The 15,272-nt window shown below is 71.5% G+C and carries 14 protein-coding genes; 12 read left to right on the forward strand and 2 right to left on the reverse strand.

Annotation, left to right across the window (positions count from 1 at the left end):
* Nucleotides 1-44 precede the first annotated feature (44 nt).
* A complete protein-coding gene (locus tag I4Q55_RS13685) occupies nt 45-665 on the forward strand; it encodes a MerR family transcriptional regulator (protein ID WP_374194468.1) in 621 nt (206 codons plus the stop codon).
* Here I4Q55_RS13685 and I4Q55_RS13690 read toward each other — a convergent pair.
* Nucleotides 662-2,395: a serine/threonine-protein kinase gene (locus I4Q55_RS13690; RefSeq protein ID WP_206788110.1), complete on the reverse strand. Its 1,734-nt coding sequence runs from the start codon at nt 2,393-2,395 to the stop codon at nt 662-664. The two genes, I4Q55_RS13685 and I4Q55_RS13690, sit on opposite strands and share 4 nt — an antisense overlap.
* 135 nt (nt 2,396-2,530) lie before the next feature.
* On the opposite strand from I4Q55_RS13690, the gene I4Q55_RS13695 reads away from it, so the two are divergent.
* The 6 genes from I4Q55_RS13695 (at nt 2,531) to I4Q55_RS13720 (ending at nt 10,415) form a co-directional block, all read left to right on the forward strand.
* Nucleotides 2,531-4,366 (forward strand): methylmalonyl-CoA mutase family protein, encoded by a 1,836-nt coding sequence (locus I4Q55_RS13695; protein ID WP_206787992.1) that lies wholly within the window; start codon nt 2,531-2,533, stop codon nt 4,364-4,366.
* Nucleotides 4,363-6,531 (forward strand): methylmalonyl-CoA mutase, encoded by a 2,169-nt coding sequence (gene scpA / locus I4Q55_RS13700; RefSeq protein WP_206787993.1) that lies wholly within the window; start codon nt 4,363-4,365, stop codon nt 6,529-6,531. The genes I4Q55_RS13695 and scpA overlap by 4 nt, the downstream gene beginning before the upstream one ends.
* 3 nt (nt 6,532-6,534) lie before the next feature.
* The gene (gene meaB, locus I4Q55_RS13705) at nt 6,535-7,518 is read left to right on the forward strand and encodes a methylmalonyl Co-A mutase-associated GTPase MeaB (RefSeq protein ID WP_191312118.1); all 984 of its coding nucleotides are present in this window, start codon (nt 6,535-6,537) and stop codon (nt 7,516-7,518) included.
* A gap of 50 nt (nt 7,519-7,568) precedes the next feature.
* Complete coding sequence (locus I4Q55_RS13710; RefSeq protein WP_206787994.1) at nt 7,569-7,871, forward strand: hypothetical protein; 303 nt, start codon at nt 7,569-7,571, stop codon at nt 7,869-7,871.
* Between the two features lie 197 nt (nt 7,872-8,068).
* The gene (locus I4Q55_RS13715) at nt 8,069-9,370 is read left to right on the forward strand and encodes an amidohydrolase (RefSeq protein ID WP_206787995.1); all 1,302 of its coding nucleotides are present in this window, start codon (nt 8,069-8,071) and stop codon (nt 9,368-9,370) included.
* Between the two features lie 202 nt (nt 9,371-9,572).
* The gene (locus I4Q55_RS13720; protein ID WP_206788112.1) at nt 9,573-10,415 is read left to right on the forward strand and encodes an endonuclease domain-containing protein; all 843 of its coding nucleotides are present in this window, start codon (nt 9,573-9,575) and stop codon (nt 10,413-10,415) included.
* Between the two features lie 53 nt (nt 10,416-10,468).
* Here the strand turns inward: I4Q55_RS13720 and I4Q55_RS13725 are convergent, their stop codons facing one another.
* A complete protein-coding gene (locus tag I4Q55_RS13725; protein WP_187324689.1) occupies nt 10,469-10,921 on the reverse strand; it encodes a gamma-glutamylcyclotransferase in 453 nt (150 codons plus the stop codon).
* 127 nt (nt 10,922-11,048) lie between these two features.
* Here I4Q55_RS13725 and I4Q55_RS13730 point away from each other — a divergent pair, with 127 nt between their 5' ends.
* From I4Q55_RS13730 to I4Q55_RS13750, 5 genes are all read left to right on the forward strand, one after another.
* Entirely contained in the window at nt 11,049-12,449 is a 1,401-nt protein-coding gene (locus I4Q55_RS13730) for an NAD(P)H-quinone dehydrogenase (protein WP_206787996.1), read from the forward strand.
* A gap of 73 nt (nt 12,450-12,522) precedes the next feature.
* Nucleotides 12,523-12,984, forward strand: coding sequence for a hypothetical protein (locus I4Q55_RS13735; RefSeq protein WP_206787997.1), 462 nt, complete (start codon nt 12,523-12,525; stop codon nt 12,982-12,984).
* 129 nt (nt 12,985-13,113) lie between these two features.
* Entirely contained in the window at nt 13,114-13,632 is a 519-nt protein-coding gene (locus tag I4Q55_RS13740; protein WP_206787998.1) for a hypothetical protein, read from the forward strand.
* Between the two features lie 69 nt (nt 13,633-13,701).
* The gene (locus tag I4Q55_RS13745; RefSeq protein ID WP_206788000.1) at nt 13,702-14,352 is read left to right on the forward strand and encodes a class F sortase; all 651 of its coding nucleotides are present in this window, start codon (nt 13,702-13,704) and stop codon (nt 14,350-14,352) included.
* 80 nt (nt 14,353-14,432) lie between these two features.
* Nucleotides 14,433-15,236, forward strand: a complete 804-nt coding sequence (locus I4Q55_RS13750) for a VOC family protein (RefSeq protein ID WP_206788001.1) — start codon at nt 14,433-14,435, stop codon at nt 15,234-15,236.
* Nucleotides 15,237-15,272 lie beyond the last annotated feature (36 nt).

A 15,272-nucleotide genomic window follows, 5' to 3' on the forward strand; every position in this document is an offset into this window, starting at 1 on the left:
TGTCCCCGAGAGGGACCCCGGGATCGGAGCGGAAACGCATGCGGATGGCCGAGCTGAGCGCCGAGTCCGGGGTGCCGGTCGCGACCGTCAAGTACTACCTGCGCGAGGGCCTGCTCCCGCCCGGCGAGCGCACCAGCCCGAACCAGGCGCGGTACTCCGCGGCCCACGTCCAGCGGCTGCGGCTGATCAAGGCGCTCACCGAGGTCGGCGGGCTGCCGCTGGCCTCGGTCGGCGTCGTGCTGAGCGCGATCGACGACCACGAGACCCCGCACCGGACGATGGGTGTCGTCCAGCAGGAGCTGGCCGGGACCCCGCCGAAGGTGTCCGACGAGGCCGCCGAGTGGGCGTCCGGGCTGATGGCGGACCTCGTGCGCCGCCGCGGCTGGAAGGAGCACCCGCCGGCGCACCGCACGATCGGGAACCTCGTCGCGGCGCTGGCGACGGCCAAGGAGCTGGGGCAGGAGAAGCTGATCGAACGGCTCGAGGAGTACGCCGAACTGGCGATGCGCGTCGCGGAACTCGACGTCGAGGTGGTGGTCGGCCTGACATCGGTGGACAAGATCATCGAGACCGGGCTGATCGCGAGCGTCCTCGGCGACCGGATCTTCGCCGGCCTGCGCCACCTCGCCCAGGAGCAGGTGTCCCGCGAGGTGCTCGGCCGTTAGTCCGAGACACTCAGCGTGGACGCGACCCGGTCGAAGACGTCCTGGCGGCCCGAGTTCTCCTGCTCGGCCGGCACGGTGACGGAGAGGATCCACAGGCTGGTGCTCGCCCGGACCAGGTTCATGAACGTCACGCGGGTGCCGCCACCGCCGTTGCCCTCGGGGAGGGTGCCGCCCTCGGCCAGGCGGTAGGTCAGCGTCGAGCCCTTGCCGCCCGGCAGCGGCGTCGGCCCGTCGAGCACGAACGCGTTGCCCGGGTAGGACTCCCTCAGCCAGCCGATGTACTCGCTGTCGTCGGGGTACTGGGTGAAGTACTTCGCCAGCCGCTCCACCCGCAGCGACCGGCGCCCGTCGGGGGAGACGTACTGGACCGCCGTGCTCGCCCCGAACTTCGACGTCGTGTGCGGGGCGACGAACTTCTGCCAGCCCTCGGGAACCTGCAGGCCGAACTGCCCGCCGTTGCCGGTCGCGTAGCTCGCGTCGCCGGACTGCTGCACCAGCGACGGCGCCGGCACGTCGGTGACGCCGTTCGACGGGGTGCGCGGGGCCGCGTCCGGCGGCAGCAGCGACTGCCCGCCGACCGCCCTGGCCAGCGCGAACCCGCCACCCGCGGCGAGCAGGAAGAGCAGGATCGCCACCGCGACGAGTACCGCGGTGGCCGTGGAGCTGCGCCGGGCCGGCCGCGGCGGCGCCGGCACGAACACCGTCGGCGGCCCCGAGGACGGCGGCGGGGCAGGCGGGCGCAGGAACGGCAGCGGGCCCGGGTCGGCGGCCAGCTCGCTGCTCGACGCCTCGGCCTTCTTCTCCGGCTTGGCCGTGTCCTTCTCGGGCAGGACGGTCTTGATGATCTGGGTGTCGGTCGCGTCCGGCTGCGCCGACGTCTTCTTGCCGTCGGGCGTGCGGAAAAGCTCGGGCCCGAACAGGTCGAGCGGCGTTTTCGTCTGCAGCGGGTAGAGCCGGTGCCGGACCTCCCGCAGCGTGATCCGCCGGCCCGGCTCCTTCTTCATCAACGCGCCGATGACCTCGGCGAGCGGGCCGGCCTTCGGCTTGGGCACCTTCCCGTTGACGACCTTGCCGACCGTCTCCAGGGGATCGCCGTCGGCGTCGTACGGCGGCGCGCCCTCGACCGCCGCGAACAGCGTCGCGCCGAGGCCCCACAGGTCCGCGGCCGGCGTGACGGCGCCGCCGGAGGCGACTTCCGGCGCGATGTAGGCGGGCGAGCCGAGCATGATCCCGGTGCGGGTCATGGTCGCCTCGGAGACGTTGCGGGCGATGCCGAAGTCGGTCAGCTTGATCCGGCCGTCGCTGGCGACCAGGACGTTGCCCGGCTTGACGTCGCGGTGGGTGATCCCGGCGGCGTGCGCGGCCTCCAGCGCGGACGCCACGGCGATGCCGACCGCGGCGGCCTGCCCGACGGTCAGCGGCCCGTGGTCGCGCAGGATGTGCGCCAGGCTGCGCGAGGGCAGCAGCTCCATCACCACGAACGGCTGGTCGTCCTCGCGGGCGACGTCGTGCAGGATGATCACGTTCGGGTGGGAGAGCACGGCGATCGCGCGGGCCTCGCGCAGCGTGCGCTCCCGCAGCTCGTCCGCCTGCGACGCCGGGATGCCCGGCGGCACCTTCATCTCCTTGACGGCCACCTGCCGGTGCAGGAACTCGTCGTAGGCCGACCAGACGGTGCCCATCGACCCGGAGCCGAGCACCGAACGCAGCCGGTAGCGACCGGCGACCACTCGTGTCTCTTCGCTGGAGGGGGGCACCCGCCAATTGTGGCGTACCCGGGCACCGGCCCCTAACCTGCCCGGCCCGGCCCCAGCGCGACCAGACTCACAGGTCGGAGACGGCGAGTGCCTCTACCATCACAGGTTATGACTGATGTGGCCGGTCCGGAGTCAGTGCCGATCTCCGAACTCGACCTCGCGGCCGAGTTCCCGCAGGCAACGCGCGAGCAGTGGCAGGAGCTGGTCGCGGGCGTGCTGCGCAAGAGCGGGAAGCTGCCGGAGGACTTCGCGGGTGCCCCGGAGAGCAAGCTCGTCACGCGGACCTACGACGGGATCGAGATCCAGCCGCTGTACACGGCCGAGGACGTCCCCGGCGACATCGGCTTCCCCGGCCTGCCGCCGTACGTGCGCGGCGCGCGTCCGGACGGCCAGGTCAGCACGGGCTGGGACGTCCGTTCCCGGTTCACCGGCGACGACGGCCGCGCGGTCAACAAGGCGATCCTCGCCGACCTCGAAGGCGGCGTGACGTCGATCTGGCTCTCGGTGCCGCCGTCCGCCCTGGCCGACGCGCTCAACGAGGTCTACCTGGATCTGGCGCCCGTCGTGCTGGACGCGGGTGCGTCGTACGAAGCCGCGGCGGACGCGCTGTTCGAGCTGTTCTCCGAGCGCGAGATCCCGGCGAGCGAAGCGACCGCCGTGCTGGGTGCCGACCCGATCGGGCTGGCCGCCCGGTCCGGGGCCGCCGTCGCGCTGGAACCGGCCGCCGCGCTCGCGGCGCGTGTCGCCGGGAAGTACCCGAACGTGCGGACGATCGTCGCCGACGGCCTGCCGTTCCACGAAGCGGGCGGATCGGACGCGCAGGAGCTGGGCGCGCTCGTCGCCGCCGGCGTCACCTACCTGCGTTCGCTGACGGACGCGGGGCTCGACGTCGAAGCCGCGGCCGGCCAGCTGGAGTTCCGGCTCGCCGCGACCGCCGACCAGTTCTCCACCATCGCGAAGCTGCGGGCGGCCCGCCGCCTGTGGGCGCGCGTCGCCGAGGTCTGCGGCTTCACCGCGCCCATGCGCCAGCACGCCGTGACGTCGCCGGCCATGCTGACCCGGCGCGACCCGTGGGTGAACATGCTGCGCACGACCGTGGCCTGCTTCGGCGCGGGCGTCGGCGGCGCGGACGCGGTCACCGTGCTGCCGTTCGACGCGGCGATCGGCAAGCCCGACGCGTTCTCCGCGCGGATCGCCCGCAACACCCACGCCGTGCTGCTGGAGGAGTCCAAGCTCGCCGGCGTGGCCGACCCGGCGGGCGGCTCCTGGTACGTCGAGAAGCTCACCGACGACCTCGCGCACGCGGCCTGGGCCGAGTTCACCGCCATCGAAGGCGCGGGTGGCCTGGCCGCCGAGCTGTCCTCCGGTGCCCTCGCCGAGCGGCTCGCCGCGACGTGGGAGAAGCGCTCCAAGCGGATCGCGACGCGGCGCGACCCGCTCACCGGCGTCAGCGAGTTCCCGAACCTGGCCGAGAAGCCGGTGGTCCGGACGCCCTTCGAGGCCACGGTGGAAGGTGGCCTGCCGCGGCACCGGTACGCCGAGGGCTTCGAAGCCCTGCGGGACGCTTCGGACGCGTACCTCGCCTCGCACGGTTCGCGGCCCAAGATCTTCCTGGCCACGCTGGGTCCGGTCGCCGCCCACACCGCACGGGCCGGGTTCGCCGCCAACCTGTTCCAGGCGGGCGGGATCGAAGCCGTCAACCCTGGCGCGACCGACGACCTGCCGGGCGCGTTCCGCGCGTCCGGCGCCCGCATCGCCTGTATCTGCGGCACCGACTCCGCGTATGAAGCACAGGCGGCCGACGTCGCCGCGTCGCTCGGCGCCGAGTACGTCCTGCTGGCGGGGAAGGGCACCTACGACGGCGTCGACGCCAACGTCTTCGCCGGCTGCGACGCCCTCGACGTCCTCAACGGCCTGCACGCCAAGCTGGGAGTTGCGCGATGACCATCCCGAACTTCGCCGGTCTGGACCTCGGCACGCCGGCGCCGGGCGACCGCGACACGTGGGCGCGCGCGGTGGAGAGCGCGACCGGCAAGGGCCCGGACGCCCTGGCCTGGGAGACGCCCGAGGGCATCGGCGTCAAGCCCGTCTACACCGCCGCCGATCTGTCCGATGTGGACTTCCTGGGCACGTACCCCGGCATCGCGCCGTTCCTGCGCGGCCCGTACCCGACGATGTACGTCAACCAGCCGTGGACCATCCGCCAGTACGCCGGGTTCTCCACCGCCGAGGAGTCCAACGCCTTCTACCGGCGCAACCTCGCCGCCGGGCAGAAAGGGCTTTCGGTCGCCTTCGACCTGGCCACCCACCGCGGCTACGACTCCGACCACCCGCGCGTCTCGGGTGACGTCGGCATGGCGGGTGTGGCCATCGACTCCATCTACGACATGCGCCAGCTCTTCGATGGGATTCCCCTCGACAAGATGTCGGTGTCGATGACGATGAACGGCGCGGTGCTGCCGGTGCTCGCGCTGTACGTCGTCGCGGCCGAGGAGCAGGGGGTGAAGCCGGAGCAGCTCGCGGGGACCATCCAGAACGACATCCTCAAGGAGTTCATGGTCCGCAACACCTACATCTACCCGCCGCAGCCGTCGATGCGGATCATCTCCGACATCTTCTCCTTCACTTCGCAGCACATGCCGAAGTACAACTCGATCTCCATCTCCGGCTACCACATGCAGGAAGCCGGCGCGACCGCCGACCTGGAGCTGGCCTACACGCTCGCCGACGGCGTCGAGTACATCCGCTCGGGCGTCGACGCCGGGCTCGGCGTCGACAAGTTCGCGCCACGGCTGTCCTTCTTCTGGGCGATCGGCATGAACTTCTTCATGGAGGTCGCGAAGCTGCGCGCGGCGCGTCTCCTGTGGGCGAAGCTCGTGAAGGGCTTCAACCCGCAGTCGTCGAAGTCGCTGTCGCTGCGGACGCACTCCCAGACGTCGGGCTGGTCGCTGACCGCGCAGGACGTCTACAACAACGTCGTCCGCACCTGCGTCGAGGCGATGGCCGCGACCCAGGGGCACACGCAGTCGCTGCACACGAACGCCCTCGACGAGGCCCTCGCGCTGCCGACGGACTTCTCCGCGCGGATCGCCCGCAACACCCAGCTGCTGCTGCAGCAGGAGTCCGGCACCACGCGCGTGATCGACCCGTGGGGCGGGTCTGCTTTCGTCGAGAAGCTGACCTACGACCTCGCGCGCAAGGCCTGGGGGCACATCACCGAGGTCGAGCAGGCCGGCGGCATGGCGAAGGCGATCGACGCGGGCATCCCCAAGCTGCGCATCGAGGAGGCCGCCGCGCGCACCCAGGCGCGCATCGACTCCGGGCGGCAGCCGGTCATCGGGGTGAACAAGTACCAGGTCACCGACGACGAAGAGATCGACGTCCTCAAGGTCGACAACGCCGGCGTCCGCGCCCAGCAGCTGGAGAAGCTGCGGCGGCTGCGCGCCGAGCGGGACTCCGCGGCCACCGAGGACGCCCTGCGTCGGCTCACCGAGGGCGCTCAACAGGGCGGCAACCTCCTGGAACTGGCCATCGAAGCGGCCCGGGCGAAGGCCACGGTCGGCGAGATCTCGGACGCCTTGGAGAAGATCTGGGGCCGGCACTCCGGCCAGATCCGGACCATCTCGGGGGTGTACCGCGAGGAGGTGGGGAAGACGCAGAACGTCGAGAAGGCCCGTCAGCTGGTCGACGAGTTCGCCGCGGAGGAGGGGCGGCGTCCCCGCATCCTCGTCGCGAAGATGGGCCAGGACGGCCACGACCGCGGCCAGAAGGTGATCGCCACCGGCTTCGCCGACCTCGGCTTCGACGTCGACGTCGGCCCGCTGTTCTCCACCCCGGCCGAGGTGGCGCGGCAGGCGATCGAGGCGGACGTGCACGTCGTCGGCGTCTCGTCGCTGGCCGCCGGGCACCTGTCGCTGGTGCCCGCGCTGCGGCACGAGCTGGCCGAGCTGGGCCGCGAGGACATCATGGTCGTCGTCGGCGGCGTCATCCCGCCGCAGGACTACCCGGCGCTGCGCGAGGCCGGGGCGGCGGCGATCTTCGGCCCCGGCACGGTGCTCGCGGACGCGGCCATCGACCTGCTCGGCCAGCTGTCGGCGCAGGAGTCCTGACCCTTGCCGCGCAAGATCGACGTCACCGCCTACGCCAAGGGGGTGCTCGCGGGTGACCGCGGGACGCTGTCGAAGGCGATCACGCTGGTCGAGTCGCAGCGGGAGGACCACCGGGCGCTGGCGCAGGAGCTGCTGGTCGAGCTGCTGCCGTCGGCCGGTGGCGCCCGGCGCGTCGGCATCACCGGCGTCCCGGGTGTCGGCAAGTCGACATTCATCGACCAGCTGGGCACCGACCTGACCGCGGCCGGGCACCGCGTCGCCGTGCTGGCGGTGGACCCGTCGTCGACGCGGACCGGCGGGTCGATCCTCGGCGACAAGACCCGGATGGCGCGGCTGGCGGTCGACCCGCGGGCCTTCATCCGGCCGTCGCCGACGTCCGGGACCTTGGGCGGGGTCGCGCGGGCCACGCGCGAGACGATCGTGCTGATGGAGGCCGCCGGCTACGACGTCGTGCTGGTCGAGACGGTCGGCGTCGGGCAGTCCGAGGTGACCGTGGCGAACATGGTCGACTGCTTCCTGTTCCTGACCCTCGCCCGCACCGGTGACCAGCTCCAGGGCATCAAGAAGGGCGTGCTGGAGCTCGCCGACGTCATCGCCGTCAACAAGGCCGACGGCGACCACGAGCGGGACGCCCGGCGGGCCGCGCGGGAGCTGGCGGGCGCGCTGCGGATGATCTACGGGCCCGAGGCGTCGTGGACCCCGCCGGTGCTGACGTGCAGCGGCCTGCACAACCTGCGGCTCGACGAGGTCTGGGGCGCGATCGAGCAGCACCGCGAGACGCTGACGGCGTCCGGCGAGCTCGACGCCCGGCGGCGGCAGCAGCAGGTCGACTGGACGTGGGCGATGGTGCGCGAGCAGCTGCTCGGTCGGCTGGCGGTGCATCCGGACGTGCGAACGGTCGTTCCCGACGTCGAGCGGGCGGTGCGGGACGGTGAACTGACAGCTACCCTCGGTGCACAGCGGATCCTCGACGCGTTCGGTGGCTGACGGGCGCCGGGGTTCGCGGGCAGAATGCCTGGTCGTGGCGAAAGGATGACATGGCGAAACTGCGGGGTCTGGTCCTGGTCGGACTGCTGGGCGCGGTGCTGTTCACCGCGTCGCCGGCGCTGGCCGCGCCGGTGCGTCCGGCCGCTGTCACGGTGAGCGTGGCGCACGCAGCTCCCGTTCTGGTCCCGGCGCAGACCCAGCCACCGGGCCCGGTCCTCGACCCGGCCCAGACGGACAAGGCGAACAGCGAGAAGACCCGGAACAAGCTGGTCGCGGGCCTGATCGCGGTCGTCCTGCTCGGCATCGTGATCTGGGGGCGCAAGATCCGTTCGAAGCGGGCCAAGGGGTCCTGAGGCGTTCGGCTTTGCCGAACTGGTGCACGCCGTTCAACGCAGATCCGGTACCGGCCGTCTAGGACGGCCGTTTTCGAGGCGCGGCTTGCCGCCTGCATGGTGCACGATCGTCTGCAAATGCGTACGACAGATCGATCGGCACGACGCGTGACCCCAGCCGCTGCGCGGGTTGCCCGTGTTGCGGGAGGAGGTGCGGCGTGACGGTGCTCGACTCACGACCGGACGTTCCAGGCGACCCCCAAGGGCGCATCATCAACCCCATGGAGGGGTCCGAGGCGCTCATTTCCGAAGCCGGCGTAAGCATGGCTCCCGTGGAGGACCTTGGTGCGGGCCGCGGCCCGTTCTGGCTGGACGACTGGCTCCGCGCCAACGCGACCGACGTGCTCGCCTGGCGGCGGCACATCCACGCCCACCCGGAGCTGTCGCGGCACGAGTTCGCGACCACGGAACTGGTCGTCACGCTGCTGCGCTCGGTCGGGCTCAAGCCGTGGGTGCTGCCCGGCGGCACCGGCGTCGTCTGCGACATCGGCAGTGGTGAGCGGTGCGTGGCGCTGCGCGCGGACATGGACGCGCTGCCGCTGACGGAGGCGACCGGGCTGCCGTACGCGTCGACCGTGGAGGGCGCGGCGCACATGTGCGGCCACGACGCCCACACGGCGATCCTGCTCGGCGCGGCCCGCGCGCTGGCCGGCGCGCCGGAGCTGCCCGGCCGGGTGCGGCTGATCTTCCAGCCGGCCGAGGAGGTCATGCCCGGGGGAGCCCTGGACATGATCGCGGCGGGCGCGCTGGACGGCGTCGAGCGGATCTACGGCCTGCACGTCGACCCGCGGCTCGAGGTGGGCCGCGTCGGCCTGCGCGTCGGCGCGTTGACGTCGGCGGCGGACCTGATCGAGCTGCGCCTGACGTCGCCGGGCGGCCACACGTCCCGCCCCCACCTGACGGCCGACCTGGTGCACGCGCTGGGCACGGTGATCACGTCGCTGCCGGCGCTGCTTTCGCGGCGCGTCGATCCGCGTTCCGGCACGGTCCTGGTCTGGGGAGCGGTCCACGCGGGCCAGGCGGCCAACGCCGTCCCCCAGGACGGCGTCCTGCGCGGCACCCTGCGGACCGCGGACCACGAGGTCTGGACGGCCCTGGAACCGCTGGTCGCCTCGTCGGTGGAGTCCCTGCTGGCCCCCACCGGCGTCGGCTTCCAGCTGGACTACCGCCGTGGCGTGCCCCCAGTGGTCTCGGACCCGGACTCGACGGCGCTGATGCGCGCGGGCACCGAAGCGGCCCTCGGCGAGGGCGCGGTCGCCCCGACGGAGCAGTCCTCGGGCGGCGAGGACTTCGGCTGGTACCTGGAGCACGTCCAGGGAGCCTTCGCCCGCCTCGGCGTCTGGTCCGGCCCGCCCACCCCCCAGTCCGACATCCACCGCCCCACGTTCATCCTCGACGAGCGTGCCCTCCTCTGCGGAGTCCGAACCCTGGTCCACACAGCCCTAACAACCCTCGCGTGAGATGCCCCTCCAATCACGCGTGATGCCCGTCCAGTCACGCGTGATGCCTCTTTCCGCACAGAGTTATCCACAGGCATAGCGAGTTGTCCACAGGTCACGAGTAAGGCCCTTCCCTTCTTCGCAGGAAGGGCCGATTCTCGATTACGTGATCGATTGGGGAGGACCGCACGGCGCGGTTTCACGCGCCGAGGCGGACGGAATTCTGGGCCGCCGAGCGGTGCTCAAGGGGCTGGCGACGGGCGTGCTCGCGCAGCCCTGGCGTGGCGTGCTCATCCATGCTGCCGACTCGCTGAACCTGCCGACGCTGGCCCAAGCGGCGTTGATCCACGTCGGACCGCCTGCGGTGCTGTCGGGCGCGACTTCTCTTGCCCTGCATGGGATTTCGGCGATAACAGACACGGTGATCCACCTCTCGGTGCTCCCTTCCAAACGGGCCCGGTCGAAGCCGGGACTCGTTGTGCACCGGGCCGAATACCAGCCCACCGACGTGCTCCAGCTCGAGGGTCTTCCGGTGTTCTCCCTCGACCTCGCCCTCGCTGACTACCTGTGCTCGGGCGACGAGCGAACGGCGTTCGCCGCGATCGATCAGGCGATGGCGGGACTGCCGGATGACCACCGCCAGACCCTGCGGAAGAACGTCCGAGACCGCCTCATCGACCGCCGGGACCGGCGAGGTATCCACAGGGCGCAGATGCTGCTGGCCCTGGCGACCGGGAAGGCCGAATCGCCCCCGGAGAGCATCCTCCGGCTGATCGTGGTCAAGGCCGGGTTCCCGGTCCCGGAGGCACAGTTCGAGATCACCACTGTCGACGGCCGCCGTCTCTACGTCCTCGACATCGCGTGGCCCGAGTTGCGGATCGCGCTCGAGTACGACGGGTTCGCCGCGCACGAGGAGCGGCACGAGCGCGACGCCGAGCGGGACGAGCGGATGGCCGGACGAGGCTGGGTCACCATCCGGGCGACTGCCGTCGACCTGCGAGAACCGGGACGCGTCCTCGCCGAGCTGCGGGACGCCTTCAAGTTACGTTCGGGGCATCACGCGTGACTGAAGGGGCATCACGCGTGATCAGACGGGCATCACGCGTGTCTGGAGGGGCATCAGCCGGTTATGCCGGAGCAGGGGCGGGTTCTGAGGTCGTCGACGTAGTCGGCGGGGGCGCCGGCCGCCTCGGCGGCGTCGGCCAGGACGCCGAGGTAGCGGGCCGACGGGAGGCCGCCTTCGTAGGCGTCCAGGACGTACAGCCAGGCCAGGACCGAGCCGTCCATCGTCTGGACGCGCAGGCGGATCTTCGAGTGGATGCCCAGCTCGCCGCCTTCCCAGCGGTCCAGGCCCGTCTCGTCCAGCGGCGTCACGTCGTACAACACGACGAAGACCCGGGACCCCGGGTCCTCGACGATCGTGGCCAGGGCACCTTCCCAGCCGAGGTCCTCGCCGCCGAAGGTCAGGCGCCACCCCTCCAGCCAGCCGGTGCCGGCCATCGGCGAGTGCGGCGCGCGCTCCAGCATCTGGGCGGGCTCCATGTTCGATCCGTACGCGGCATACAACGGCACGCCGACAGCGTAGCGACACCTCGCTCACCCGAGTGGACGCACTCGCCGTGTTCGCCCACTTCGGTGTCCGGTCACCTTCGCCGCGTACGGTGAGAGCACCGCACGGACTGCCTTGAGGAGGACCCAGGTGACCAGGATCGTGATCATGGGCGGGGGCCCGGCCGGCTACGAAGCGGCGCTGGTCGCGGCCCAGCACGGGGCCGACGTCACGATCGTCGAGCGTGACGGCCTCGGCGGCGCCTGCGTCCTCTACGACTGCGTCCCGTCGAAGACGTTCATCGCGAGCTCGGGCGCGCTGGCGAAGATGCACGACCTCAGCGAGCTCGGCGTCAACACCGACCTGGCCGACACCAGCATCGACCTGCCGACCGTCCACGGCCGCGTGAAGGGCCTCGCGCTCGCCCAGTCGGCCGACATCCGCGCCCGCGTCCAGCGCGAAGGCGTCCGCGTCATCGCGGGCGAGGCGCGCTTCTGCGACGAAGAGCCCGGCCTCGCGACGCACAAGGTCGCCGTCACCACGAAGGACGGCACCGAGAAGCTGCCCGCCGACGTCGTCCTCATCGCGACCGGCGCCACCCCGCGGGTGCTGCCCGGCGCGGTGCCCGACGGCGAGCGCATCCTCGACTGGCGCCAGCTCTACGAGCTCCAGGAGCTGCCGGAACACCTCGCCGTGATCGGCTCCGGCGTCACCGGCGCCGAGTTCGCCTCCGCCTACACCGAGATGGGCGTCAAGGTCACCGTCGTCTCCAGCCGCGACCGCGTCCTCCCGCACGAGGACGCCGACGCCGCCGCGGTGCTCGAAGAGGTCTTCTCCCAGCGCGGCACGACCGTCGCGAAGCAGGCGCGCGCCGACCGCGTCGAGCGCACCGAAAAGGGCGTCGAGATCCACCTCGCCGACGGCCGCGTGATCGAAGCCAGCCACGCGCTGATGACCGTCGGGTCGGTCCCCAACACCAAGGACATCGGCCTGGAGAAGGTCGGCATCGAGCCCGGCCCCGGCGGATTCATCACCGTCGACCGCGTTTCGCGCACCTCCGTTCCCGGGATCTACGCCGCCGGCGACTGCACCGGCGTGCTCATGCTGGCCTCGGTGGCGAGCATGCAGGGCCGCATCGCGATGTGGCACGCGCTCGGCGAAGGCGTCGCGCCGATCAAGCTCAAGACCGTCGCCGCCAACGTGTTCACCCACCCGGAGATCGCCACCGTCGGCATCAGCCAGCAGGCGATCGACTCCGGCGAGGTGCCTGCGCGCACCATCATGCTGCCCCTGGCCACCAACGCGCGCGCGAAGATGGAGGGCCTCCGCCGAGGCTTCGTGAAGCTGTTCTGCCGCCCCGCCACCGGCGTGGTCGTCGGTGGTGTCGTCGTGGCGCCGCAGGCGAGCGAGCTCATCCTTCCCATCGCGCTCGCCGTCCAGAACCAGCTCACAGTGGACCACCTGGCACTGACATTTTCGGTGTACCCGTCGCTTTCGGGCTCGATCACCGAGGCCGGGCGCCAGCTCATGCGCCACGACGATCTCGACTGACGAAAGCAAGCAACCCCGGCGCACCCCTCGCGTCTTGTCGGTTGTAAGGCTGAAGGACGCGAAGGGTGCGAAAGTGCGCAAGACGGTGGTTTTCGTTGCGGCAGCGGTGATCGGGGCGACGGCGCTGGCGGGACCGGCGATGGCGCAGAGCACCGGTCCGGCACCGAGCACGAGCGCCGCGCCGAAAGCGGGCAGCGTTCAGCTCAACGTGAACACCGCGATCAACACGACGCTGGTGGACAAGTACGTCCGCGACGCGCCGAACGTCGCGCTGGCGAAGTGCGAAGGCGCTTCGCCGGCGTTCTCCTCGCCGGCGCTGACGTTCTCCAACTACACGCCCGGCCCGTTCATGGGCGTCGACGCGAACATCAGCGCCGACGCCGAGCTGAAGCCCGGCACCGCGGCGGGGTCGTACCCGCTGACCGTGACCTGCGGCGGCCAGACCTACACCACGCAGTTCACGGTGCCCGCCGCCCAGGTCGCGAAGGTGCCGTCCGGTGCCGCGAAGGCGGGCGACGGCAGCATGGCCGGCTGAATTCCCGGAACCGCCACGACCGCCCCGGAGCCACGCTCCGGGGCGGTTTTTCGTGCCCCCGAGGCAACCTCTCCGCAGGTGGAGCGTCTTTCGAGGCAGAACTCCCGGGGGAGGGAAAAGGGGTTGGAAATGAAAAAGGTGCTGGCCGTCGCCGCCGTTTCGGGCGGATTGCTGCTCTCGGCTCCGGCGGCCTTCGCGGCCACGCCCGCCGAGCACGCGGGGAACCCGAAGGCCTACCTCCGCGTCATGCCGAACGCGGCCCGCCCGGGCGCGGAGGTGCAGATCCGGCTCGGGTGCGAAGCCGCGAGCACGCGCGACCTGGCGTCCCCGGTCCTGGCTATCGGCGCGCTGCGGCGCGTCGGCCCGCAGAGCGACCCGGCCAAGGCGCCCGCCGCGGCCGCGGCGGCGACCGTGCAGGCCGTGAAACCCGGCGTCTACCGGATGTCGTTCTCCTGCGGCGGCGCGGATCTGACCACGAAGTTCACCGTCCTGGGTGAACGTCGTCAGGTGGCGAAGGTACCGTCGGGGGCACCGCAGACCGGTGGTGGCTCGGCCGGCCACGGCCCGCTCGCCGCCGCGGCCGCCATGGGTGTGCTGGCCGTCGGCGGTGGCGGTCTCGTGCTGGCCCGGCGGTCCTGGCGGCGCTGACCACGGCCCGGCTCAACCGAAGGAACCACCTGGACGTGTGAACTTGCAGGCGCCAGTCAGGGGGAGAGCATGAGCACGAGGAGCACGGGCAGCAGACGGGGTTTCCTGATCGCCCTCATCGTGGCTCTGCTCGCCGCGCTGGTGGTGCTGGTGGCGACCCTCGGCGGCGGCCGCGACCCCGGCACCGCGCAGCCACCGCCCGCCCAGCCGGTCGCGGTGCTCCCGGAGCCGCAGGCGAGCAGCCAGGACGCCGTCGCCGCGTTGCCCAGGTCCGAGCCCGTCTCGATCGACATCCCGAAGATCGGCGCACACTCGTCGCTGGTCCCGCTGGGGCTCAACCCGGACAACACCATCGAGGTGCCGCCGGTGACCACGCCGCTGCAGGCCGGCTGGTACACCTACGCGCCGACGCCGGGCGAGGTCGGCCCGGCCATCGTTCTCGGGCACGTCGACGGCAACCACCAGAAGGGCATCTTCTTCCGGCTCAAGGAGCTGGCCGCCGGCGACCGGGTCTCGATCGCCCGCGAGGACGGCACCACGGCCCTGTTCGAAGTGACGAAGGTGCACCAGGTCCCGAAGAAGGACTTCGAAGGCGAAGGCGTCTACGACGACACGGCCGGCCCCGAGCTCCGGCTGATCACCTGCGGCGGCGTCTTCGACCGGAGCGCGCGCAACTACGTCGACAACATCGTCGTCTACGCCCGGCTGGTCCAGGCCTGATTTCCGGTTTTTGTCGGTGCCCGGTGCCACACTGTGCCGGCCGTCACCAGAGGCGGCGCAGACGAGGGTAGGGAGCCGACATGGTGTTCCGGGACGAAAGATGGCCCGAAGGCACGCCCAGCTGGGTGGACCTGATGGTGTCCGACCAGGAGAAGGCGATGGCCTTCTACAGCGGGCTGTTCGGCTGGACCGTGCATCCGGGCGATGCGGAGTCCGGCTTCTACGGCATGGCGGAGCTGCGAGGACGCTCGGTTGCCGGCATCGGCCGGACCCCACCGGGCCAGGACGTTCCCGCGGTCTGGACGACGTACCTCGCGGTGTCCGATGTGGACCGCACGGCCGCGGCGATCACCGAGGCGGGCGGGCAGATCGTTATGCCGGTGCTCGAGGTGATGAAGGCGGGCTGGATGGCCGTCGCGGCCGATCCGGCGGGCGCGGTCTTCGGGCTCTGGGAGGCCGGCGACCACATCGGTACGCAGGTCACGGCGGCCCCGGGCGCCCTGGCGTGGAACGAGTGCCTGAGCCGCGACTACGCGGTCGCGAAGCCGTTCTACGAGCAGGTCTTCGGTTTCGGCTTCCAGGACATCTCCGGCGACGGCTTCGACTACTCGGTCCTGTTGCTCGACGGGCGTCCGGTCGGCGGGGTCGGCACGCTGCCGGAATCGGCGCCACCACAGGTGCCGTCGTACTGGGCGGCGTACTTCTGGGTGGCGGACGCCGACGCGAGCGCGGCCAAGGTGATCGAACTAGGCGGCACGGTCGACGGAAAGCCCTTCGACACGCCATTCGGGCGGCAAGCGCGGGTCACCGACGACCAGGGCGTGTCGTTCATGATCATCGCCCCGAACGAGCAGTCGGGCGAGCCGGAGGGCTGGGAGGCGTGAACGAGCCGGCGGGCTGGGAAGCGTAACGAGCGGGCG

This window comes from Amycolatopsis sp. MtRt-6 (assembly GCF_017308975.1).
GTDB lineage: Bacteria > Actinomycetota > Actinomycetes > Mycobacteriales > Pseudonocardiaceae > Amycolatopsis.